We start from the raw sequence: 23,840 nt of genomic DNA, 5'->3' as shown, positions 1-23,840 counted from the left end.
GGGTCTCCTCTGTTCGCGACTTCCCCGGGCGCTGGCAGAACAAGTGTGTCTTCGCTTCATCTCGTCTTGTGTTCCTGCCGCCGCCGCGCGGGGTGAAAAAGTCTTTAATTGTCGTGTGCTTTTCTAAAAGTGTGTCTCTCACGGCATCCGCTGCGTTCCAGCGATACCCGTCGGGGCGCGAACGATGCAGCGCGGAGCCGGGTCCATTGTCGCACACATCCGGTAGCCGTTCCCTCATTGAGAGCGCACCGGGTGCAAGCCGCGGCATGACCTGCGGGTCAGTTTCTGACACGGGCCTTTCCCACACCCCCGTATTCCGGTGACCGGGCCGGTGGTACGACGAACGCCCCGTCCCTCCGTGAAAACGGGGAACGGGGCGTTCGTGCTATCGGGTCACCCGAATCAGAGGTTCGGGAACCAGATGCCGATCTCGCGCTCAGCGGACTCGGGGGAATCGGAGCCGTGCACAACGTTGGTCGCGACATCCAGGGCGAGGTCACCACGGATGGTGCCGGGGGTCGCTTTCCCCACCGGGTCGGTGCCGCCGGCGAGCTGACGCCAAGCCTCGATGGCACGGGGGCCCTCGATGACACCGGCAACCAGCGGGGCGGAAGTGATGAAATCGACGAGCTCCCCGAAGAAAGGCTTGTCGGAGTGCTCGGCGTAGTGCTTCTCGGCGGTCTCACGGTCGGTGACGCGGAGATCCATGGCGACGAGCTTGAGGCCCTTGCGCTCGATGCGGGAGATGATGTCGCCGACGAAGCCGCGCTCGACGCCGTCCGGCTTGATCAGGATGAGGGTGCGTTCAGTCATACCACGAATTCTACAGAACCCGACCCGGAGATGAGGGACGTAGGGGTGTCAGAGATCCTTGACCACGCGAGCGGCGTCCGAGATAGTCAACTGCGGTACCTTCTCCCTGAGGACCTTCGCGGCCTGGGGGATGTCTCCCCCGTCACGGATTCGGGTGATCTCCCGGTAGTCCGCGGTAATCAGTCCGACCTGGTCGGTCTCCTCCCCCGCGGCACCCTTACCGGGAGCTGCCGGAAGAGAATCCACGATGATCTCCGCAGTCTTCAGGTTCGGCCACGGCGGAGAGTTCCGGAAGACGGCGAGCGCCGGATTCCGCCGCCCCTCGCCCTTCAGCCGGATGGCTTCCTCGCGGAGCGAGGGATCCAGGGGGCAACCGACCGCGGCAGCGGCGGAGGCTGATTCCTGTTTCCTACGCCACGCTTCGAGTGCCCCCATGAGGGCACCGCAGGCGAGGAACATGGCGACACCGATCACCCGGTGACCGTCCAGCATGAGATAGCCACCCCACAGGCAACCGATACCGAACACGAAATAGAGGACGCCGATCAGGCGCCTAGCGGACAGACTCATGGGACTAGTCTATGCCCCGCTCACGTGTGCTGGGTGACCAGCAGCCCCCGGCGCATCCGCTCGAGCAAAACCTTGCGTAGATGCATGATGTAGAGCCAGACGGCGACGAAGATGAGCGCCATGACTCCCATGGAGTAATGAACGAAGAAACCCGCAACTGCAGCGATCTGGAGCACCCAGTTCACCGCCATCGCCCACGATCTCTTCTGCATGAACGCGACGAGGAACATGGCGACGCCGATGACCGTCACGTACACCCAGTTGACCGTGGTCCAGTGAGATCCGTTGTCCACCCGGGCGATGACTGTCAGGACGAGGAGCAGCGAGATCGACTCCATGACCAGCGTCCCCGCCATGACACCCCGCAGGCCCTTCATCGGGTCCTTAGCGGGGGCGTGCCCGGGGCCGAGGGGACCGTACTCGATCTCCTCCCCGTCCCGTTTCCTCTTATCCGTCATGACGGCTCCTTTCCGAACAGCGTGCGGGCCTCGCCGGCCGTGACGACGGATCCAGTGATCAGGACGCCGGAACCGGAGACCGCCTCGCCGGGGGCGTCGGTCTCCTCCGCGAGCGCCACGGCGGTCTCCACCGCGGCGGGCAGGGTCTCGTCGACGTGGACGCGCTCCTCGCCGAAGATCTCCCGCGCGTACTCCGCGAGTTCGTAGGCGTCGAGCGCACGGGGCGAGGTGGACTGTGTGCAGACGACCTCGCTCACATGTGGTTCCAGTTCGGTGAGAATACCCCGGGCGTCCTTGTCCCCGAAGCATCCGACAACCGCGATGAGCCGACGAAAGTCGAAGTCACGGTTCAGAGCCTCTCCGAGTGCCTTCGCCCCGTGCGGATTGTGGGTTGCGTCGATGAAGACCGTCGGTGTGGACCGGACCCGTTCCAGACGCCCGGGGGAGGAAACGGTGCCGAAACCCTCCCGGACCGTATCCCGGTCGAGTTGTCTCCCCGCCCTGGCCCCGAAAAAGGCCTCGACTGCGGCAAGGGCGCAGGCGGCGTTGCGTGCCTGGTGCGCCCCCGAGAGCGGCAGGAAGATGTCATCGTAGTCACCACCGAGTCCACGGAGAACGAGCTGTTGCCCACCGACGGCGACGGTGGATTCAACGACTCCGAATTCGATGCCCTCGCGGGCGACGGCCGCGTCGGTCTCCACGGCCCGCTCAAGTACGACCTTCAGCGCCTCGGGGTGCTGTTCCGCGACGATGGCGATGTTCTCCCGCGGGGAGAGAACGTCGTCCTCGTCGACAGTGCGGGGTTTGATGATGCCGGCCTTCTCACCGGCGATCTCGGTGAGGGTCTCTCCCAGGTAGTCGGTGTGGTCGAGGCCGATCGGGGTAATCACTGCAACCTCTGATTCGACGACGTTCGTGGCGTCCCAGGTGCCGCCCATGCCGGTCTCCACGACGGCGACGTCGACGGGTGCGTCGGCGAAGGCGGCGTAGGCCATCGCCGTGAGCACCTCGAACTTGCTCATCTGCGGGCCACCGTCACGTTTCGAGGCGGCGTCGACGATCTCGACGTACGGTTTGATCTCCCGCCACAGTTCGCAGTACTTCCGCGGGTGGATGGGTGCTCCGTCGACGGCGATGCGTTCGGTGACGAGCTGCAGGTGTGGGCTGGTGGTGCGCCCGGTCCGACGGTGGAAGGCGCGCAGCAGGGATTCGATCATCCGGACGACGGAGGTCTTGCCGTTCGTTCCGGCGACCTGGATCGAGGTGAAACTCCGCTCGGGGTTTCCGAGCAGGTCCATCAGTCGGGTCACCCGGTCGAGGGTCGGGTCGATCTTCGTCTCGGGCCACCGGAGATCCAGCTCCGCCTCGACCACAGCGAGATCCGCGAGGTCGTCGGGGGTGATGGTGGTGTCGGCCGGCGGGTTCGTCGGGGCGTGGACGTCGATGGGCAGGACGAGGCCCGCCTCGTCGACGCCGAGTGCTCCGGTCTGCGCCGCAGCGGCATCCGCCGGGGTGTCCCGGGGACTGGGTCCCTCGAAACCGGAGCCCGTGGGGTCGATGGTGTCCGACATGTCTAGCCGAGCTCCTTCAGTCGGAGGGTGATGCGTTCGACTTCCTCGGCGGCGATGCGCTGCCGCTCGCGGATCTTGTCCACGACGGCCTCGGGGGCCTTCGCCAGGAAGTTGTCGTTGCCGAGCTTCTTTCCGGTGGTCTCGAGTTCCTTCTGCGCGATCGCGAGATCCTTGTCGAGGCGCTTGCGCTCCGCTGCGACATCCACGGTCCCGGAGGTGTCGAGTTCCACGGTGATGGTGGCCTGTGACAGGCGGACCTCGAGGGATGCGGAGGGGGTGAACCCGGCTCCGGGTTCCTCGACCCGCACGAGGGAACGCACCGCGGGTGCCAGGGATTCGAGGTCGGCAGCCACGAAGTCGATGCGGGCCGGAACCTTCTGCGAGGGCTTGAGCCCCTGGTCGGAGCGGAAGCGGCGGATCTCGGTGATGAGCTTCTCGCCGTCCGCGATCCGACGTGCGGCGGTCTCGTCGACGGGCGCTCCGTCAGTCGTGTCGGCCGATGTCGGCCAGTCCGCGATGACGAGGGATTCGCCGTCGGTGAGGGCCTTCCAGAGAGTTTCCGTCACGAACGGGATCACGGGGTGCAGCAGGCGCAGGACGACGTCGAGGACGGTGCCGAGGACGAGCTGGGTGTGTCGTCCCCGGGCGACGTCCTCCGCGGAAGCCGCGTCGAAGTCACGGGGGATCTGGACCTTGGCGATCTCGAGGTACCAGTCGCACAGTTCACCCCAGGCGAACTGGTACAGGGCCTCGTTGGCCTTGGCGAACTGGTAGTCGTCCAGCTGCCGGTCCACGTCGGCGCGGACCTGCTCGAGGCGGTCGAGGATCCAGCGGTCGGCGTCGGTGAGTTCGGCTCGGGCTGGCAGCTCGCCGACCCGGGCACCGTTCATCAGAGCGAAGCGGGTGGCGTTGAACAGCTTGGTGGCGAAGTTCCTGGACGACTGGGCGGAGTCTTCGCCGATCGGCAGGTCGGTGCCCGGGTTCGCGCCCCGGGCGAGGGTGAACCGCAGGGCGTCGGCGCCAAAGCGCTCGACCCAGTCCATCGGGTCGATACCGTTGCCGAGGGACTTGCTCATCTTCCGGCCCCTCTCGTCGCGAACGAGGCCGTGAAGGAAGAGATCGGTGAACGGGATCTGGGGGCGTCCGCCGTCCGCGGTGCCGAGGTCACTGTCATCGAGGGTGGCGGCGAAGGTGGCGAACATCATCATCCGGGCAACCCAGAAGAAGAGGATGTCGTAGCCGGTGACCAGGACGGAAGTGGGATAGAACTTCTTCAGTTCCGGAGTGGCCTCCGGCCACCCCATCGTGGAGAACGGCCACAAGGCGGAGGAGAACCAGGTGTCGAGGACATCCGGGTCCTGGACGTAGCCCTCGGGCGCGGTCTCGTCAGGTCCGACGCAGACGACGTCACCGTCGGGGCCGTACCAGATCGGGATGCGGTGGCCCCACCACAGCTGGCGGGAGATGCACCAGTCGTGCATGTCGTCGACCCACGCAAAGTAGCGGGGCTCCTGGCTCGCCGGGTGGATTGTGGTGTCGTGCTCACGCACCGCGTCACCGGCCATCTCAGCGAGCTTGTCGACCTTGACGAACCACTGTTCGGACAGGCGTGGTTCAACCGGCTCGCCGGAGCGCTCCGAGTGTCCGACGGAGTGGACGTAGGGGCGTTTCTCAGCGACAATTCGGCCTTGCTCGGCGAGAGCCTCGCGGATCTTCACCCGCGCCTCGGCGCGGTCGAGTCCGTCGAACTCGGTGCCGGTCCCGGCGATGTGGCCGGTGTCGTCCATGACGTCGGGCATCGGCAGATCGTGGCGAAGGCCGAGCGCGTAGTCGTTCGGGTCGTGGGCCGGGGTGATCTTCACGGCGCCGGTACCGAACTCGGGGTCGACGTAGTCATCGGCGACGATGACAAGCTCCCGATCGGGGAGGAAGGGATGCGGCAGACGCTGCCCCACCAGATCCGCGTAACGCTCATCATCGGGGTGCACCGCGACCGCCACGTCACCGAGCATCGTCTCCACACGCGTGGTGGCGACGATGACGTGGGGTTCGGAATCATCGAGGGAACCGTAACGGATGGAGACCAGCTCACCCTCGACATCCTTGTAGACAACCTCGATGTCACTGACCGCGGTCTGCAGGACCGGCGACCAGTTGACGAGGCGGTGCGCCCGGTAGATCATGCCCCGGTCGTACAGGTTCTTGAAGATGGTCTGCACCGCGCGGGACAGCCCCTCGTCGAGGGTGAACCGCTCCTTGGACCAGTCGACCGAGTCACCGATGGCGCGCATCTGCGAACCGATGACCCCACCGTAGCGGGCCTTCCACTCCCAGACCTTGTCAACGAACTGCTCCCGGCCGTAGTCGTGGCGATCCTTGCCCTCGGCTTCCTTGAGATGGGCCTCCACCTTCGTCTGCGTCGCGATACCGGCGTGATCCATGCCGGGTAACCAGAGGACCTCGTAGCCCTGCATCCGCTTGCGGCGGGCGAGGGCATCCATCAACGTGTGGTCGAGGGCGTGACCCATGTGCAACTGCCCCGTGACATTCGGCGGTGGCAGAACGATGGAGAATCCCGGTTTCGGCGAATCGGCATCAGCGGTGAAGTAGCCGGCGTTCACCCAACCCCGGTACAGCTCAGCCTCGACCGTCTTCGGGTCCCAGCTCTTCGGCAGCTTGTCGGCGCGGTTGTCCTGGTTCTCATTCTGTGAAGTCACATCGCCCATCTTAGATGGTGCCTGTGACGACGCACCGAAGTAGGCCGAACGCCCCGCAGACCCGGCGAACCGGGTCCACGGGGCGTCGGTAAAACCGGCGGATCGGGAGATCAGAGCAGATCGGACACGGCGTCCCGCTCGCCGAGGAGTTCCTCGATGTTTGCGTCGATCCGGGCACGCTGGAAGTCGTTGATCTCGAGTCCGTCGATGATCTCCCAGGCGCCATTCCGGCTGACCGTCGGCAGACCGAAGAGCAGGCCCTCGGGTACACCGTAGGAGCCGTCCGACGGAACCGCTGCACTCGACCACTTGTCGGTGCCGTTGATCCAGTCGTGCATGTGGTCGACGGCGGCCGATGCCGCAGAGGCTGCGGAGGACTTGCCGCGGACCTCGATGATCTCGGCACCACGCTTGGCCACCCGCGGGATGAACTCGTCGACGTACCAGTCCCGGTCAACCAGGTCGGCGACCTTCTCGCCACCGACCGTGGCGTAGGTGATGTCCGGGAACTGGGTGGCGGAGTGATTACCCCAGATGACCACGTTCTCGAACTCGGTCGAGGACCGGTCGAGCTTGGTGGCCAGCTGACTCAGCGCGCGGTTGTGGTCCAGGCGCATCATCGCGTTGAACCGGTCCGCCGGGACATCCGGCGCGGCGGCCTTGGCGATCAGGGCGTTCGTGTTGGCGGGGTTGCCGACTACGAGGACGCGGACGTCATCGGCCGCGTGATCGTTAATGGCTTTGCCCTGGGGGCCGAAGATCTTGCCGTTCGCGGTAAGTAGGGCACTCCGCTCCTCCCCCTTGCCACGGGGCTTGGCGCCAACGAGGAAGGCCGCGGAGGCACCGTCGAAGGCCTCCGCTGCGTCATCCGTGATGCGAATGGTGCGCAGCAGCGGGAATGCGGAGTCCAGGAGCTCCATGGCAACACCCTCCGCGGCACCGAGAGCCGGAGTAATCTCCAGGAGGTTGAGTTCAACGGGGGTGTCCTTGCCGTAGACGTCGCCATTCGCGATCCTCCACAGCAGGGAGTAGGCGATCTGCCCGGCGGCGCCGGTGACGGTGATCTTCTTGGCATGAGTGGTCATAAGAGTAAATCATCCTCTTCTCGTCGTCGCTCCGTCACCGGGGTCTTCCGGAGGGAGCGCGGTTAAAGTCTGTGTAACGTCAGCCCACTGAAGGTCCACTCGGGCGCGCCGCCGGTAAGGACGGCGACACGGGCACACACGGCGGGAGGGCCATCGCACACCATCAAGGGTAACCCCGAAGCTGTTGTCGCGCCGTCGCTACACCGACCTCAATCCTGTGAAGGTGCCCACCCCGGATCCCTCCGGGAGGACACCTTCACATCCGGGCACCCCCACCCACCCGCGATCCCAACATCCGACCTGCGCTTTTAGGGGTCGCAGCAGAACACACCACCTTCGGAACGCGTTTTAAGGCACGATGAAATGTAGCAACCCCATTCGCCGCGTGCGCTTGCTCGGGTACGCCGGGTTCTCTCAGGACCGTGTCCGCATCCGGAAGTGGGGTGGAACCACGTCAACGGCGCGCTGACAACCGCGAACGTGACCGGCAGTCGGGCGCGCGTGCGCCGTGCCGTGGTGTACGCCACTTTTCTGGAAAGGACTACGGGAATGAACCGTCCCCCCGCTGACACCGAAACCTCCGGCACGACTGCGGAACAGGTCGTCGCCGTCGCGATGGAGAGCTTCGCCCGGAACGGATTCGAGGACACGCGGTTGGAGGCGATCGCACAGGAATCGGGAATGTCCAAGCGGATGATCCACTACCATTTTGGGGACAAGCGCAACCTTTACGTGCAAGCACTCCTCCGGGCGGTCACCCTCATCCGGCCCGATGCGAGCGAGATGGAGATGCCGTCGACCGTCCCCGTGGACGGCATCCGCAAAGTCGTCGAGGTCATCTGCCGGAGGATGTTCGCGGAGCCGTCCGCCGCCCGCCTGATTCTGCTGGAGAACCTGTTCGGCCACGCCGACGTGACCGCGACCTCACCCCTCGCCGACCAGTCAGCGGTGCTGCTCGCGCTGGACCGACTGCTCATGCTCGGCCAGGATGCGGGGGCCTTCCGCCCCGGCATCTCGGCCCTCGACATCTACACGATCATCTCTTCCCTGTGCGCGTTCCGCACCTCGAACCGAGATACCTACCTCAACCTTTACGACGTCGATCTCGCCGATGGCACGAATACTGCGGGGCTCGAGCGTCTCGCCGTCGATACCGTACTGTCTTTCCTCACCTCGAACATGTCCGGGGCGGGGACGATGAGTTACCTGGCCGTCGGCGCCCGGGAGTTCTCCGACGAACACGATTCCGGGACCGCCAGCATCTACGGCGAGACCGATACCGTCTAGACACGCACGCGGAGAGAGGGGCCGGGACCTACCCGATGGGTAAAAGTCCCGGTCCCTCTCTCCGTCCGTCCAGGTCAGCTCACGCGGTTTTTTCGCTGGGACCGGGGATGAGCTCGGGAGTGGCGGCACCCCGGGCGACATCCGCAGTGATGACGCACTCCGCAATGTCCTCGCGGTCCGGGAGTTCGTACATCACGGGGACTAGGATCTCCTCCATGATCGCCCGCAGGCCACGGGCCCCGGTCTTCCGCTCGAGCGCTAGTTCAGCGATAGCATCGAGGGCACCCTCGGTGAACGTCAACTGGACGCCGTCCATCTCGAACAGCCGCTCGTACTGGCGGACCAGTGAGTTCTTCGGCTCGGTGAGGACCTTGACTAGCGAGGCCCGGTCCAGATTCGTCACCGTGGCCACGACGGGGAGCCTGCCGATGAACTCCGGGATCAGACCGAACTTCACCAGGTCCTCGGGCCGGACCTCCCGGAAGATATCGACCGAATCATCCTCGTGGAGGGAGCGGACCTGCGCGCCGAAACCGAGGCTGCGTTTCCCGACCCGGTCCTGGATGACCTGTTCGAGTCCGGCGAACGCGCCGGCGACGATGAACAGGATGTTCGAGGTGTCGAGCTGGATGAACTCCTGGTTCGGGTGCTTGCGTCCGCCCTGCGGCGGGATGGACGCCGTGGTTCCCTCAAGGATCTTGAGCAGCGCCTGCTGCACGCCCTCCCCTGAGACGTCACGGGTGATGGAGGGGTTCTCCGACTTGCGGGAGATCTTGTCCACCTCGTCGATGTAAATAATGCCCCGCTGGGCCCGCTGGACATCGAAATCGGCTGCCTGCATCAGCTTCAGAAGAATGTTCTCCACATCCTCGCCGACGTAACCGGCTTCCGTGAGGGAGGTGGCATCCGCGATGGCGAAGGGCACATCGAGGAGCCGGGCGAGGGTTTGCGCAAGGTAGGTCTTGCCTGATCCGGTGGGTCCAAGCAGCAGGATGTTTGACTTGGCGAGTTCGATCTCGTCGTCCCGACCGGACGCGGTCCGGGATTCCTCTGCCCGGATCCGCTTGTAGTGGTTGTAGACCGCGACCGCGAGGATGCGCTTGGCGTCGTCCTGCCCCACGACGTAGGTGTCCAGGAACGCGGCGATCTCGGTGGGGCGGGGCAACCGACCGGCGGGGTCCTCGGTAGTTTCCGTGGCCTGCCCCATCTCCTCCTCAATGATCTCATTGCAGAGTTCGATGCACTCGTCACAGATGTAAACGCCGCCGCCTGCGATGAGCTTCTTCACCTGTTTCTGACTCTTCCCGCAGAAAGAACACTTGAGCAGGTCCGAGCTTTCTTGCATATGTGCCATGGTCTTCGGGTAGTCACTCGCATTCTTGAGCCGGGGTGCGCGGGGCGTCCGCGCACATTCAATCCGTCCGCCCCACTCTAGTACCCGGTCCCCGCCTTGTGGTCAGAGGCGCGGCCGGGCACCGTCACGAAAATGTGCGGTCCTAGAGCTGCCTCGACAACTTCCGATAGTCGAAGACCTGGTCAATCAGGCCGTACTCGACGGCCTCGGGGGCGGTCAGGATCTTGTCGCGGTCCGTGTCGATGCGGATCTGTTCCGCCGACCGGCCGGTGTGCTCGGCGAGGGTAGTCTCCATCAGGGTGCGCATCCGTTCGATCTCGCGGGCCTGGATCTCCAGATCGGAAACCTGGCCCTGGACACCACCGGTCGCGGGCTGGTGGATCAGGACACGGGCGTTCGGCAGCGCCGCGCGCTTGCCGGGTGAACCGGCCGCGAGCAGAACTGCCGCCGCGGAGGCCGCTTGTCCGAGGCAGACCGTCTGTACATCCGGTCGGACGTACTGCATGGTGTCGTAGATGGCCATCAGTGAGGTGAACGAACCACCCGGGGAGTTGATGTACATCGTGATGTCCCGGTCGGGGTCCTGCCCTTCGAGGACGAGAAGCTGCGCCATGATGTCGTTCGCCGAGGCGTCGTCCACCTGGGTACCGAGGAAGATGATGCGTTCCTCGAACAGCTTGTTGTAGGGATTGGATTCTTTCGCGCCGTAGGCCGAGTGCTCCACGAAGCTGGGCAGCACATAGCGGGCGGAGGGCATCTGCATTCCGTTGCTCATAACTCTGTTGTCTCCTGGATGTCCCGGTGGTGCCGGACTAGTTGGCGATGGAACCGTTGGCGGCGGTGATGACATGGTCGACGAAGCCGTATTCCTTCGCCTGCTCCGCGGTGAACCAGCGGTCACGATCCGAATCCTCGGTGATCTGCTCGACGGTCTGTCCCGTGTGCTCGGCGATGAGTTCAGCCATCTCGCGCTTCGTGTACGCGAACTGTTCGGCCTGGATCGCGATGTCGGCGGCGGTGCCCCCGACGCCTGCGGAGGGCTGGTGCATCATGATCCGTGCGTGCGGGAGGGCGTAGCGCTTCCCCTTCGTTCCCGCGGAGAGCAGGAACTGCCCCATCGACGCCGCGAGCCCCATACCGTAGGTGGCGATGTCACACGGTGCGTACTTCATCGTGTCGTAGATGGCCATGCCCGCGGTGACGGACCCGCCCGGGGAGTTGATGTAGAGCGAGATGTCGCGCGTCGGGTCCTCTGCGCTCAGGAGGAGGATCTGGGCACAGAGCTTGTTGGCGATCTCGTCATCCACCTGGCTCCCCAGGAAGATGATGCGCTCACGGAGCAGACGCTCGTAGACCGAGTCGCTCAGGTTGAGCCCGCTGGTGGGGGCCGCCATCCGGGTGGTGTCAGTCATGGGTTCCAAAACCTACCTTCTCGCCGCCCCGGAGGTGGCGTCGCGGTAAGTTCAGCGGCGCAACGGTCCGGGGTGGACATACTGTGTGGGGACGTTATCGGTTGTTTCCGTAATCGCAAGGGTACCGCCGCCTGGGAGGGTGGGCTGCTCTGTTCGCTGTCAGCTTTCCCGCGGCGGGATAGCGTGAATGCCCTCGGTTGGAAAAAGCCCGGCCACCGGATGTGGTCGGGCTCCTTCACCGGCAGCCTGCCGCCGGAACAGTGCTACTCGGCGGACGTATCGTCGGAATCCGTGGACTCCTCGACCTCTTCCTCACCGAAGTACACGGAGGGGTCGACCTTGTTGCCCTCGGAATCGGTGACCGAAACCTCGCAGATCGCGGCGGCGAGCGCCTTCCCGCGGCGGACGTCGCTGAAGAGGTTCCCGATCTGACCGGCCTGCTGCAGCTGCTGGATGAACTGGTTCGGGTCCATCCCGTAGCGCTGCGCGGTGAAGATGATGTGCTCGGTCATCTCCTCCTGGCTGACCTCCGGCTGGATCTTGTCGGCCAGCACATCGAGGAAGAGCTGGGTGCGGACGGCATTCTCGGCCTGTTCGCGGGCATCCTTGTCGAATTCCTCGCGTGAGCTGCCCTCGAGCTTCAGCCGCTCATTGAGCTTCTTCTCATCGCCACCGAACTGGCTGACGAGCTGCTGGACCTGGTTGTTTACCTGCTCGTCGACGATGGACTCCGGCAGAGGGAACTCGGCTTTCTCCAGAGCAGCCTTGAGCACCTCGTCGCGGATCTCGGCGGCCTGCTGCGCCTTGCCGCTCTCCTCGATGCTCTGGACGAGGGACTCGCGGAGTTCCTCGACGGTGTCGAACTCAGAGGCGAGCTGGGCAAACTCGTCGTCGACCTCGGGGAGCTCGCGCTCCTTGACGGAGCCCACGGTGACAGTGACGAGGGCTTCCTTGCCCTCATGCTCACCGGCGAGAAGCGTGGTGGTGAACTCGCGGGATTCACCAACCTCCATACCGACGAGGGTCTCGTCGAGCCCCTCGATGAGCTCACCGGATCCCACCTGGTGACTCAGGCCCTCGGTGGTGGCTTCCTCGATAGCCTCGCCATCAACGGTGGCGGAAAGATCGACGGTAACGAAGTCGTTCTCGGCGACCGCACGCTCAACGCTCTTCAGGGAACCGAAGCGCTCGCGCAGCTTCTGCAGCTCGGCGTCGACGGCCTCGTCATCCGTGGTCAGCGGAGCGACCTCGACCGAGATGTCGGAGAAGTCCGGGAGGGTGATCTCGGGACGGACATCGACCTCGGCGGTGAACTCGACGAGTTCCCCATCCTCGATACGGGTGACGTCGACGACCGGCTGACCGAGAACCTTGAGGTCGTTTTCCTCGACGGCAGCACCGTAACGGCTCGGCAGCATCTCGTTGACGACCTGCTCGAGCACGGGGCCGCGCCCAATACGGGCCTCGATCAGCTGACGCGGGGCCTTGCCCTTTCGGAAGCCCGGAATGGACACCTGCTGCGCCAGTGCCTTGTATGCCTGGTCAAACTCCGGCTTGAGGTCCTCGAAGGGAACCTCGACGGTGATCTTGACGCGGGTGTCATTCAGCTGCTCGACGGAACTCTTCACGAGTCACTCTCCTGGAATAATGTTTGTTTTGATTCGTCTAACGGGTCCTTCGCCACTACGGACCTCCGGCTACGATGCCGGAAGTCTCAAGGGGAAGATCCCTGTCGGGGCAACAGGATTTGAACCTGCGACCCCCTGCTCCCAAAGCAGGTGCGCTACCAAACTGCGCCATACCCCGTAGTCAATGAAGCGACACGACCCAGATCGGGCCGTTGCCAGTGCAGTCTACCGACTACCCCGCAACCGGGTTCAACAGGCCCCCATAACTCAGACCTTTTCCCCTCCTCAAGCCCACAAAAGCGATCCTCGTTGGGAGCGTTCCCCCGACTAGTCGAGTACATCGCGGACCCGCGAACGTCCCGTGGACCATCACCCCGATATTCCCGGCACTGCGCCGGTTGGCAGCACCCTGCGGCGCGGTGACCAGCGACACGAAACATCCTGGGATCCACCAGCGCCTGGGACGCCATGGGGGGCACACAGGCAGCCACTCTCTGGGCCAGGATTCAGAGCCCCTCCCCGGGCCCGGAATTCAGCAGACACCGTCCCCCGGGGTGAATCTCCGGACACCCGGCGGCGCATCCGGGCTCTACCTGTAGAAGAAAAAAGACGGTCCCACCGACTTCTTCGCCGGTGGGACCGTCTTATGTGTGGAGGGAACGACGGGAATCGAACCCGCGTCTTCAGCTTGGAAGGCTGAGGTATTAGCCACTATACGACGTTCCCAGCGCTGCTTTCCGAACACCTCTAAGCCAGTGTCCGAGCCGCAGTGAGACATAGTCTAACCCAAGTACCCGTGGATGAAAAATGCCCCGGTAGTGACCCGATGACCTCCCGCCGAACAGATTCAGACAGAACAGCTGCGGACAGATTCGGACAGACTCCACGCCATTAGACATTAGACTCCGTGGAAGCCGGAGATCCCTGACAGCGGCTGGGACACGTGGGAGATGGCAAGTCCACCGCGAACACCCTCTGAGGGCGCGAGTGAAGGATGCAGACCCCACACCCCCAGGGGGGGCGGGACAGCCGACAACGCTCAATCCGACCCACAAAAACCTTTGCCCGCATGTTTGAAGCCCTAATTTTCACCCCACACAGAAAAAGATACAAAGAAAAAGAGCTCTTGATCTTACACTTTTATTAGCAGCACATTTCCGACATATCGGGATAGCCTAACCTTCCATTTCTATAGATTTGCATTTGGAAACGGTTTCGGAGGTGTGCCCAACCCGCCATCTGCACTGATGGGACAGCGTGCCTCCGACGAAACCCGGCACCCACGTTTTGACGTGTATGAAATTTTGGTTTCACTGACGGGTTTTCCCCGCTAAAACAGCTACGACGACGAACATTCCCGAGGCCTCTTTTTTCTCAGGACTCCGTTAGTTACCTGCCGTATCGTGGCCGTCATGCAACCTAAGATTATTGACTCCGACTCCGGCAGAGAACTCTGGACGGCCATCGAGTGCGCCAAGTTCTCCGGCACCGCGCGCGGAACTTTCACCAGCTACGCGGGGCGCGGCCGCGCCCCGAAACCCGTCGCCAAGATGCACGGGTTAACCCTCTGGGACTCCCAGACCATTCACGAGTGGGTCGAGGAACGTAAGAACGGTCGCAAGTCGGCCAAGTCGCCCGAGAACTCCGAAGCTTAACCACCCGCACCGGTTCCGACCGATCTCGCATACGCCGGAACCGGTCCCCGTCCCCCGTAGTTCACACGCCGTGGCCTACGGGGTTTTCCTGTCTGAACCACCTAGACAGCGTCACGCAGCTCCGTCTCGGTTTGTCCCGGGAACCTCCGCCACCGGCCAGGCGTTATCTCTACAGAGCCAGATTCCGACCTGACCCGACGCACTCTGACTCCACCATTTTCCTCCCGCAGACGAAAGTTGCCGACGAACATGAACGCCCTGCTACTGATCGCCATCGTCATCGTCATCGCTGTGTTCCTGTTATCTAGGTACGGTTCCGGCGGACACCGCCGCTCGACCGCTTCCGAGCTGGATGACGCGGTGGCGGACGCCCGCCGGTGGATCGAACGACTCGGATCCCAGGTCCTCAGCTTGAGCGGCAGTGACACCGCATCGACACAGGCGCTGGCTGACGCCTCCGAGCGGTACAACGCCGCATCTGGCCAGATCAGCACCGCACAGACGATCCGGCAGGCTGAGCTCGCCCGCGAGTCCGCGCTCGAGGGGCTCCACTACGTGAATGCGGCCCGGGAGATCATGGGGATGCCCGCCGGTCCAGAGCTTCCCCTCCTCGAGGGACAGCGCCGCGCAGGCTCGGTGACCGAGCAGCGCACCATCGACCACGAGGGCAAGCAGATCACGGCGTCTCCCACGGCGTCACCAGAGACCCCGAACTACTATCCGGGCGGAATGGTCGCCGGTCGTCCCGTCCCCGCCGGCTGGTACTCCGAGCCGTGGTGGGCCGGCGCGCTACGCACTGGGATGTGGACCGCCGGCTCCGTGATGATGTTCTCCATGCTCTTCGGTGGCATGTCCGGGATCCACTACGGACCCCAAGAATTCGAGCAGGGCTACGGTGATACCGGGGCAGATGGAGTCGACGGATCCGCCGGTGACACCGGTCAGGGTCTCGGCGACGCAGATCCGGGTGCAGGCGGGGATGGCGGAGGCTTCTTCGGTGGCGACGGCGGCGGGATGGACTTCGGCGGCTTCGATTTCTGACACATAGAGATACGGCCAAGAATGGCGAGGACGCGGTCCCCGACCGGCGGAAGGTCGGGGACCGCTCCACTTCTGTGGGGGAGCTGATCAGGCGGATCAGGCCTCGGGCAGCGCTGGAGCGATGCCAGTCTTCTCGTAGTCGGCGAGAATGTCGATGCGGCGCTGGTGACGCTCGGCCTCGCTCCACTCCTGGTCGAGGAAGGCCTCGACGATCGCGAGGACCTCCTCCTTCGAGTGCATCCGACCACCGATCCCGATCAGCTGGGCGTTGTTGTGCTCACGGGCGAGTCGGGCGGTCTCTTCTGACCAGGCCAGGGCGCAGCGGGCACCCTTGACCTTGTTCGCGGCGATCTGCTCACCGTTGCCGGATCCCCCGAGGACGATGCCGAGTGAACCCGGATCGTTGACCGTACGGGAGGCTGCCTCGATGCAGAAAGCGGGGTAGTCGTCCTCGGCGTCGTAGGTGTGGGCGCCGCAGTCGATCACCTCGTGTCCGGCGTCGGTGAGATGTTGAACGATGACATTCTTCATTTCGAACCCTGCATGGTCCGCTCCAAGGTAAACGCGCATGGGGCCAGTGTAGCCCGGGAGAACGACGTAGAGGGACCACGCGGTGCGACGTCGGACCGGCGGACGTGAGATGTCACATAGCGCGCGTCAGGATGCTGCTTTTCGTTCCGACCGGGGCTAGCGTCATAGGAAGCGAACACCTGCCCGGAAGGAGCCCGCAGAACCGTGTCACACTCTCACCCCAGCGTCCGAATGATCCGCCACGATGTCGGTGCGAAGCCGTTCATCGTCATCTGGGAGGTGACCCGGGCTTGTCAGCTCGTATGCCGGCACTGCCGGGCGGACGCCCAGACCAGGGCTGATCCCCGGCAGCTCACCACGGAACAGGGCTTCGAGCTACTCGACCAGCTGGCGGCGTACGACCGCCCACACCCGCTCGTCGTCCTCACCGGTGGAGATCCCTTCGAGCGCGAGGACCTGGTCGACCTCGTCCGGTACGGCACCGAGCGTGGGCTGTCGATCTCCCTGTCACCGTCGGTCACCCCGAAGCTGACCCGGACCAGGTTGGCGGAATTGCGCGCGGCCGGCGGCAAAGCGATGTCGATGTCGCTTGACGGCGCGACAGCCGAAACCCACGACGCCTTCCGTGGGTTCCCGGGGACGTTCGACGCGACACTCGCGATGGCCCCGGAGATCCTGGACGTCGGTTTCCGGCTCCAGATCAACTCGACGCTCACGCGCTCAAACATCCACGAGGCACCGGCCCTGCTGAAGACCGTCATCGGGATGGGAGCGAAAATGTGGTACACATTCTTCCTGGTCCCGACCGGTCGAGGTGCTCGACTGAACTGCCTCGACCCGGATGAGCGGGAGGACGTACTCAACTGGTTGGCCGACGTATCGGACCGGATCGCGATCAAGACGACCGAGGCCCCGCAGTATCGCCGGGTGGTGCTACAGCGTAAGCGTGCCGACTCCCCCTACGCGGGCGGCGAGCTCTACCGCATGCTCACCGAGGAGACAACCCGGCTGCTCGGCGCCCATCCCGAGCATCCCCGCCGTCCGCGGCCACCGATGGCCGTGAACTCCGGCTCTGGGTTCGCTTTCGTCGACCACATCGGCGACGTCTATCCCTCGGGCTTCCTTCCCGTGCACTGCGGGAACGTCACCGAGATCCCCTTCTCCGAAATCTACTCACATTCGCCGGTATTCACCGCGCTCCGTGACCCGGACAACTGGCGTGGAAAGTGCAGCGTCTGTGAGTTCCACGGGGTGTGCGGCGGTTCCCGCTCCACGGCGTACGCGCTGACGCACGACTATCTAGCGTCGGATCCAACCTGCGCGTACATCCCGTCGGCGTGGGCACAGTCCCAGCGGGTGGGCGCCTGACGCCCACCATCCGCCGGCACCGTGCCCCCATCCCCGGATCAGTCGAACTCGGGGCGCTCCGTGCGAGACCGCTTGAGCTCGAAGAAGTGCGGGTAGCCGGCGAGTGCCACGGTACCGTCGAAGATCTTCCCGGCCTCCTCGCCACGAGGGATGCGGGTCAGCACGGGTCCGAAGAAGGCGGCTCCGGCGACTTCGAGGACCGGAGTACCGACATCGTTGCCGACGGCGTCCATGGCCTGTTGATGGAAGCCGCGCAGGGCGTCGTCCCAGTCCGTTCCCGTTCCACTGTCAGCCAGGGACTCATCAAGCCCGACCTCCGCGAGTGCCTCCCGCACGAGGGGCATCAACACGTCGGAGAGGTCCCCGTCGCCGGCGCGCTCCTTGAGCTCCGCTCCCCGCCCCTCGCTGTGGATCCTCGTCCCGAGTGCGGTGTAGAGCTCCCCGACCTTGTCGGGGTGCTCGGTGGCGATCCGGGCGAACACACGCGCCGGTGCCCACGTCGTCGTCATCATCCGCCGGTACTGCTCAGGAAGCTCGTCGCGCCCCTCGTTGAGGACGCCGAGGCTCATCGGGATCCAGGTGACGTCCACGTCGCGAACCTTCTCCACCTCGGTGATCCAACGGGACGTGATCCACGCGTACGGACAGGTGACATCAAACCAGAATTTCAGAGGCTGACTCATGGGTTTGTTTTCTTTCTCTGGGGTGCCTGTATACGGTCGCCCGGGGGGGCGCTGCACGGCGTGCAGGTCGTGCATCACCCAGGATATGTCCTTTTCCGGACCAGGCACTCCCTGCCTTCTCCCATGTCCGTATCCTGGGCACATAGTCGCCCGTATCCTGGGCATGTAGTACCGCTTCCCGGGTAGGGGGCACCCGAACAGGTGTCCTTCCTCCTCCCCCCGGTTCCAGCCGCGGTACGGGTGCACTTTTTTCGTTCCCACCTGATAGAGCGGTTCGTCGCAACGATTCCGCAGCAGTCCACACAGACAGGAGTTCGGGTTACGTGACCTCGACCAATCTCACCCACGCAGAAGCCCAGACGCGGTCATCGATGCTCTGCGTCGACAACTACGGGATCATCCTCGATCTGACCGGAGGAGAAACAGAGTTCTCCTCCGTCACCACCGTCGATTTCACCGTGTCCACCGCCGGCGACACCTTCATCGACTTGCGGGCAGCCCGGGTGTCCGAGGTCCTGCTGGACGGTGGGGACATCACAGCCGACGCCGTCACGCTCGGTGACAATGGCTACGACGAGGACGCCGGCATCACTCTGAAGGGGTTGAAGCCCGGCGCGCACTCCCTGCGGATCACGGCGGACTGTCGCTATTCGCGGACCGGGCAGGGCCTGCACCGCTTCGTTGATCCCGCGGACAACGAAGTGTACATGTACACCCAGTTCGAGACCGCAGACGCCAAGCGGATGTTCGCGTGCTTCGATCAGCCGGATCTCAAGGCCACCTACGATCTCACGATCACGACGCCGATCGGCTGGCGGGTCATCTCCAACGCGGACCAGACCGTGACGGAGAGCCCGGACGGGACGGCCACCCATGTCTCCCGCATCGACTACCGGCTGTCGACCTACCTCGTCGCGATCTGTGTCGGCCCGTACCACGAGGTGCGCAACGAGTGGACCGGTGAGCTCACCCACCACCCGGAGACCCCCGCGGACCAGCCGCACGAGCTGACCGTGCCGATGGGCATCTACTGCCGGAGGTCCGTCGCGGACAGCCTCGACGCGGAGCGCCTGTTCACCGAGACGAAGCAGGGCTTCGACTTTTACCACGCGAACTTCGGCATGGCCTACCCGTTCCACAAGTACGACCAGGTCTTCGTGCCCGAGTTCAACATGGGTGCGATGGAGAACGCCGGTTGCGTCACCCACCGCGACGAGTACGTGTTCACCTCGAAGGTGAACCGGTACCGCTACGAGCGCCGCTGCGACACCATCCTCCACGAGCTGGCGCACATGTGGTTCGGCGATCTGGTGACGATGCGCTGGTGGGATGATCTGTGGCTGAACGAGTCCTTCGCTACCTGGTCCGCCGCGATCAGCCAGGCCGAGGCCACGGAGTACGACTCCGCGTGGGTGACGTTCGCGAACATTGAGAAGTCCTGGGCCTACAGCCAGGACCAGCTGCCGTCGACGCACCCGATCACCACGGATGCGAGCGACATCGAGACGGTGGAACAGAACTTCGATGGCATCACCTACGCCAAGGGCGCGAGTGTGTTGAAGCAGCTCGCCGCCTACGTCGGCCGGGAGGAGTTTTTCGCCGGTGTCCGCCGGCACTTCGCCACGCACGCCTACGGCAACGCAACCTTCGACGATCTGCTCCGGGCCCTCGAGGAGGCCTCGGGCCGTGACCTGTCCGACTGGGCAAATCAGTGGCTCAAGACCACGGGCGTAAACACCCTCGCCGCCGAGTTCGAGGTGTCGGGCGACAGGTACATCTCCTTCGGGATCCGCCAGCACGGTGCGGAGCCGGGCGCTGGGGAGCTACGTGACCACCGCGTGGCCGTGGGCCTGTACTCACTCTCCGACGGGATGGTGCGTCGTGTGAAGCGTATCGAGCTGGACGTCTCGGGCGAATTCACGGAGATCCCTGATCTCGTCGGCACCGAGCGCGCCGATCTCGTCCTGGTCAACGACGACGATCTGACCTACTGCCTGACCCATCTCGACGCCGATTCCCTGGATTTCGTGCTGCACAACATCGACCGCATCAAGGATCCGATGCCGCGCACGTTGTGTTGGTCGGCGACGTGGGAGATGGTCCGCGACGGGCGGATGCGGGCCCGTGACTTCATCAATCTCGTGGCCCGGGGCTCTTCCGCGGAGACGGAGATCGCAGTCCTCGAGCGGATCCTCACCCAGGCGTCGAGTGCCCTGGCGAACTACGCCGACCCGACCTGGGCAGAGGAGACCGGAAAGACACTGCTCGCGGACGCCCTTCTCGACGGTGCCCGGAAGGCTGAGCCGGGTTCGGACGCCCAGCTGACGTTCTTGCAGGTGCTGTCCCGCCGGAAACTGGGCGCGGACACGGCCGAGCAGATCGATTTATTCACGCAGATCCGCGACGGGGTCTCCCCCATCGACGGCGTCGAGGTCGACAACGACCTACGGTGGCGGGCGCTGGCCGCGCTCATCGCCGCCGGGGAGATCGAGGATCCGGAGGCCGCGATCGAGGCGGAGCTCGCCCGCGACGGTTCCTCCGACAGCCGGAAGTGGGCATGGGCCGCGCACGCCGCGGTGAACACCCCGGAGCGGAAGAAGGAGATCTTTGCCGAAGTCACCGATCCCGGGTCCGAATTGTCGAACCTGGCGATCCGGCACAAGATCGAGGGACTGACCTGGTCCGGGTCCGCGCCGAACCTCCAGCAATTCAACGAAGCCTACTTTGAGCTGGCTCCCGGCTTCTGGCGCGATGCCACCCCTGAGATGGCGCTGGCCGCACTCAACGGGCTTTACCCGTCGTGGGACATCACCGAGGAGGGCGTCGCCCGTGCCGGCGTGTTCCTCGACGGTGAGCACCCCGCGGGCCTCAAGCGCGTCGTCGCCGAGGGCCGGGACCGTGTCGAGCGGGCATTGCGCAACCGGGCGGTCGACGCCGGCGAGTGACCGGACTGCTGGACTAGCCTGACTGTGTGACTTTCCCGAATCCCGGTACCACGCAGTCAATCGCGATCATCGGCGCCGGGCCGCGCGGCACGTCGGTGCTGGAGCGGCTCGGCGCCGCCGTCCAGGCCATTCCGGATCAGGGACCACTGACGGTGCACCTCATCGACGACTCCCAGCACGGCTCCGGAGAGATCTGGCGCACCGACCAACCCAGCGAGCTGTGTATGAATACCCTCGCCGGGGCGGTGACCATGTTCACCGAACCTGGTTCCACCGTTTCCGCCCCGGTGTTCCGGGGCCCGACGCTCTATGAGTGGATTCAGTTGCTGCGCGGGGAGAAACCTGACGAAGCCGGGATCGATGCCCCGGTGGCCGAGATGTTCCGTATGTACCGCCCGGCCCCGGCGGTGGCGATCGCCTTCTCCGATGAACTCCGGGCGACCCGGCCGGAGTCGAACCCGAGCCGTCGCCTCTACGGTGCGTACCTGCGGTGGTTCCTCGACGTGACCAGGCGCAGGCTACCGCCCTCCATCACGCTTCACCACCACCGCAGCCGCGCAGTGGCACTCGCCGCGGCAGCCGACGGAACCGACGAGATCACCCTCGCGGACGGCTCCGTGATCAGGGCGGGTGCGACGGTAATCGCCCCCGGCTGGCAGCTCTCACTACCGGAAAACGCCGAACAATTAGATGCCTCGGACGACCTGACGTGGATCAGGCCCGGGAATCCCGCTGACCAGCCGCTCGACCGGGTTGAACCGGGCGCCACTGTGCTGGTCCGGGGTCTGGGTATGGGGTTCTTCGATGCGATGATCCTCCTCACCGCGGGCCGCGGCGGACGATTCGTGGATGACCCCGCGGCGCGCTCCAGGCTGCGGTACCTCCCCTCCGGCCGCGAACCACGGATCGTCGCGGCATCGGGTCGTGGCTACCCGTTGTTCCCGAAATCCGAGTACCACACGCTGCCACCCCGGATGCCGCACCGCAGGCTGCGGGAGGTCGTCCGGGAGCTCTCCCCGGGTGACACACCGATCGATTTCGGGGAGCAGGTGTGGCCCGCCGTCGCCCGGGACGCCCACGAGGCGTACTACCGTGCGCTGCACCGGGTCCACCGTGACCTGGCCATGGATCCGGCGGAACTCGTCGGGCTCATTGACCACACCCCGGTAGCGGACATTCCCCGGGCACTGGTGGGCCGGATCCCGGCACACCCCGTCTTCGACCCCGTGGCCGAGGCCGACCCGCTGGCCGCCCGCGGAATCATCGGACCACTGTCCCCCGAGGAGTTCACCACCGCCGTCGCGGACGGCCTGACGGCGGACATCACCCACGCCGCAGCTGGCCGGGATAGCGCGCGGAAGGAGGGCCTGTGGTCGATCGCGTCGGCACGCAAGACCGTCTCAGTCCTCGGGGCTAACGGCCGCTACACGCCGGACTCCCGGCGCGGCCGCTACGCCTGGATGATGGCGCTGGGCAGGCTGGCGGGTTCCGGTCCCCCGGCCTTCCGCACGCGGGAACTCCTCGCCCTCATCGACGCCGGCGTCGTCTCCTTCCTCGGGGCGCACCCCACCGTCGGGGTAACCGACGGTGGGTACCGGATGCACTCCCCCACCACGGACCGCGCGGCCACCGCGCGGACGCTGCTCGATGCCCGCCTCCCGGCACCCGATGTGCGCACCACTGCCGAACCACTCATGCGGGATCTGCTGCAGCGGGGCCGGATCCGGGTGTTCCGCCTGTCCGACGGTTCGACGACACCCTCCCCCGAGGTCGATCCGGTGACGCAGCGGGTGATCACCGCCGACGGGGCCCCGGATCCGCGGCTCCACCTCATCGGGATCCCCACCCACGCGCAGATGCCAGACACCATGATCAGCCCGATGCCGGGCACCGATGCGACGCTACTGCAGACGACCGACGCCGCCGCCGTGCACGCCCTGGCTGCGGTGTCCGCGCGGGTCTAGCGGTCGGCCAGCTCGATGCGGGGCCGGACCGCGATATCGGTGAGCTGCGTGGTCGGCCCCGCGGTGACGGCGAGGCGGACCGCAGCGGCTACCTCCGCGGGCTCGATGTAGTGCTCGGGAGTGTAGGTTCCACCCGCAGACTCGACGATGCCCCGCAGCATTGGGGTGTCCGTCGGCCCCGGGGCGATGCTGCTGACGCGCACCCCGGCGCCCGCTTCCTCCTTGCGGAGGCTGTCCGCCAGACCGCGCAGCGCGTGCTTGGTGGCGGTGTACAACGTCGTTCCCGGGTGGGCACCGTGGCCCGCCCCAGAGTTGATGAACACCACGGTTCCCTCGGCCGCCCGCAGCGCCGGCAGCAGCCGGCGGGTGAGTTCCGCGGGCACCACGACGTTCAGGTCGAGCATGCTCCGCCACTGCTCCGGGGTGGCCTGCTCCACCGAGAACCGGTGCCCGACCGCCGCGGCGTGCACCACGACGTCGACGCGGGGCAGCTCCAGGATCTCCCGCAAGCCGGCGCCCGGTTCGATGTCGAGGAGTTCCGAGACGAGGTCGCAGCGCAGCGCGCGCACATGGTCGAGCGCATCGAGTTCCGTCAACGCGGCGGCATCGCGCCCGAGGGCGAGGATGTCGAAGTCGGGCGCGAGGCTGTCGACGACGGCGCGCCCGATGCCGCCGGTCGCGCCGGTGATGACTGCTACAGGTCGGTTTCTCATGGGCCCCACCCTAGTTCCCGGTGCTGCACGCGGTAGGTTCATTAG

19 protein-coding genes and 2 tRNA genes are annotated in these 23,840 nt (G+C 65.2%); 6 read left to right on the top strand and 15 right to left on the bottom strand.

The annotated features are described in order from the left end of the window. Positions 1 to 402: 402 nt before the first annotated feature. The 6 genes from ndk to JDV76_RS10845 form a co-directional block, all read right to left on the bottom strand. The gene (gene ndk / locus JDV76_RS10870; RefSeq protein WP_198736914.1) at positions 403 to 813 is read right to left on the bottom strand and encodes a nucleoside-diphosphate kinase; all 411 of its coding nucleotides are present in this window, start codon (positions 811 to 813) and stop codon (positions 403 to 405) included. Between the two features lie 48 nt (positions 814 to 861). Then, entirely contained in the window at positions 862 to 1,383 is a 522-nt protein-coding gene (locus JDV76_RS10865; RefSeq protein WP_198736913.1) for a hypothetical protein, read from the bottom strand. A gap of 20 nt (positions 1,384 to 1,403) precedes the next feature. Next, positions 1,404 to 1,841, bottom strand: coding sequence for a DUF4233 domain-containing protein (locus JDV76_RS10860; RefSeq protein WP_198736912.1), 438 nt, complete (start codon positions 1,839 to 1,841; stop codon positions 1,404 to 1,406). Next, on the bottom strand, positions 1,838 to 3,412 hold the full coding sequence (gene folC / locus JDV76_RS10855) for a bifunctional tetrahydrofolate synthase/dihydrofolate synthase (RefSeq protein ID WP_198736911.1): 1,575 nt from the start codon (positions 3,410 to 3,412) through the stop codon (positions 1,838 to 1,840). Before folC ends, JDV76_RS10860 begins: the two co-directional genes overlap by 4 nt. A gap of 2 nt (positions 3,413 to 3,414) precedes the next feature. Beyond that, entirely contained in the window at positions 3,415 to 6,138 is a 2,724-nt protein-coding gene (locus JDV76_RS10850; protein ID WP_198736910.1) for a valine--tRNA ligase, read from the bottom strand. Positions 6,139 to 6,239: 101 nt separating this feature from the next. Further along, positions 6,240 to 7,214 carry a malate dehydrogenase gene (locus JDV76_RS10845; protein WP_198736909.1) on the bottom strand — a complete coding sequence of 325 codons (975 nt, stop codon included), beginning with the start codon at positions 7,212 to 7,214 and terminating at the stop codon, positions 6,240 to 6,242. Between the two features lie 549 nt (positions 7,215 to 7,763). Here JDV76_RS10845 and JDV76_RS10840 point away from each other — a divergent pair. Then, positions 7,764 to 8,501, top strand: coding sequence for a TetR/AcrR family transcriptional regulator (locus JDV76_RS10840; RefSeq protein WP_198736908.1), 738 nt, complete (start codon positions 7,764 to 7,766; stop codon positions 8,499 to 8,501). Between the two features lie 79 nt (positions 8,502 to 8,580). Here JDV76_RS10840 and clpX read toward each other — a convergent pair whose 3' ends face one another. From clpX to JDV76_RS10810, 6 genes are all read right to left on the bottom strand, one after another. Beyond that, on the bottom strand, positions 8,581 to 9,855 hold the full coding sequence (gene clpX, locus JDV76_RS10835) for an ATP-dependent Clp protease ATP-binding subunit ClpX (RefSeq protein WP_198736907.1): 1,275 nt from the start codon (positions 9,853 to 9,855) through the stop codon (positions 8,581 to 8,583). Between the two features lie 142 nt (positions 9,856 to 9,997). After that, a complete protein-coding gene (locus tag JDV76_RS10830; protein WP_198736906.1) occupies positions 9,998 to 10,630 on the bottom strand; it encodes an ATP-dependent Clp protease proteolytic subunit in 633 nt (210 codons plus the stop codon). Between the two features lie 37 nt (positions 10,631 to 10,667). Then, positions 10,668 to 11,267: an ATP-dependent Clp protease proteolytic subunit gene (locus tag JDV76_RS10825; RefSeq protein ID WP_198736905.1), complete on the bottom strand. Its 600-nt coding sequence runs from the start codon at positions 11,265 to 11,267 to the stop codon at positions 10,668 to 10,670. A gap of 263 nt (positions 11,268 to 11,530) precedes the next feature. Beyond that, complete coding sequence (gene tig, locus JDV76_RS10820) at positions 11,531 to 12,895, bottom strand: trigger factor (RefSeq protein WP_198736904.1); 1,365 nt, start codon at positions 12,893 to 12,895, stop codon at positions 11,531 to 11,533. Between the two features lie 104 nt (positions 12,896 to 12,999). Then, a tRNA-Pro gene (locus tag JDV76_RS10815) sits at positions 13,000 to 13,073 on the bottom strand. Between the two features lie 473 nt (positions 13,074 to 13,546). Next, positions 13,547 to 13,621, bottom strand: a tRNA-Gly gene (locus tag JDV76_RS10810). Between the two features lie 686 nt (positions 13,622 to 14,307). Here JDV76_RS10810 and JDV76_RS10805 point away from each other — a divergent pair. Both JDV76_RS10805 and JDV76_RS10800 read left to right on the top strand, forming a co-directional pair. After that, complete coding sequence (locus tag JDV76_RS10805) at positions 14,308 to 14,550, top strand: helix-turn-helix transcriptional regulator (protein ID WP_198736903.1); 243 nt, start codon at positions 14,308 to 14,310, stop codon at positions 14,548 to 14,550. 249 nt (positions 14,551 to 14,799) lie between these two features. Further along, positions 14,800 to 15,591 carry a DUF1542 domain-containing protein gene (locus JDV76_RS10800; protein ID WP_198736902.1) on the top strand — a complete coding sequence of 264 codons (792 nt, stop codon included), beginning with the start codon at positions 14,800 to 14,802 and terminating at the stop codon, positions 15,589 to 15,591. 96 nt (positions 15,592 to 15,687) lie between these two features. Here the strand turns inward: JDV76_RS10800 and JDV76_RS10795 are convergent, their stop codons facing one another. Further along, entirely contained in the window at positions 15,688 to 16,161 is a 474-nt protein-coding gene (locus JDV76_RS10795; protein ID WP_198736901.1) for a ribose-5-phosphate isomerase, read from the bottom strand. Between the two features lie 192 nt (positions 16,162 to 16,353). Here JDV76_RS10795 and JDV76_RS10790 point away from each other — a divergent pair, with 192 nt between their 5' ends. Further along, positions 16,354 to 17,490: a TIGR04053 family radical SAM/SPASM domain-containing protein gene (locus JDV76_RS10790; RefSeq protein ID WP_198737022.1), complete on the top strand. Its 1,137-nt coding sequence runs from the start codon at positions 16,354 to 16,356 to the stop codon at positions 17,488 to 17,490. 38 nt (positions 17,491 to 17,528) lie between these two features. On the opposite strand, the gene JDV76_RS10785 is transcribed toward JDV76_RS10790, so the two are convergent. After that, the gene (locus JDV76_RS10785; RefSeq protein ID WP_198736900.1) at positions 17,529 to 18,173 is read right to left on the bottom strand and encodes a mycothiol-dependent nitroreductase Rv2466c family protein; all 645 of its coding nucleotides are present in this window, start codon (positions 18,171 to 18,173) and stop codon (positions 17,529 to 17,531) included. Between the two features lie 323 nt (positions 18,174 to 18,496). On the opposite strand from JDV76_RS10785, the gene pepN reads away from it, so the two are divergent. Beyond that, positions 18,497 to 21,118, top strand: a complete 2,622-nt coding sequence (gene pepN / locus JDV76_RS10780; protein ID WP_198736899.1) for an aminopeptidase N — start codon at positions 18,497 to 18,499, stop codon at positions 21,116 to 21,118. Between the two features lie 26 nt (positions 21,119 to 21,144). After that, entirely contained in the window at positions 21,145 to 23,082 is a 1,938-nt protein-coding gene (locus JDV76_RS10775; protein WP_198736898.1) for an FAD/NAD(P)-binding protein, read from the top strand. On the opposite strand, the gene JDV76_RS10770 is transcribed toward JDV76_RS10775, so the two are convergent. Then, a complete protein-coding gene (locus JDV76_RS10770; RefSeq protein ID WP_198736897.1) occupies positions 23,079 to 23,795 on the bottom strand; it encodes an SDR family oxidoreductase in 717 nt (238 codons plus the stop codon). The genes JDV76_RS10775 and JDV76_RS10770 overlap by 4 nt on opposite strands. Positions 23,796 to 23,840: the final 45 nt, after the last annotated feature.

The sequence above is a fragment of the Corynebacterium marambiense genome (genome assembly GCF_016342275.1).
Classification (GTDB): Bacteria; Actinomycetota; Actinomycetes; order Mycobacteriales; family Mycobacteriaceae; genus Corynebacterium; species Corynebacterium marambiense.
Note: the sequence above shows the minus strand (reverse complement) of the source record. Positions and strands in the feature narration are given on the sequence as shown.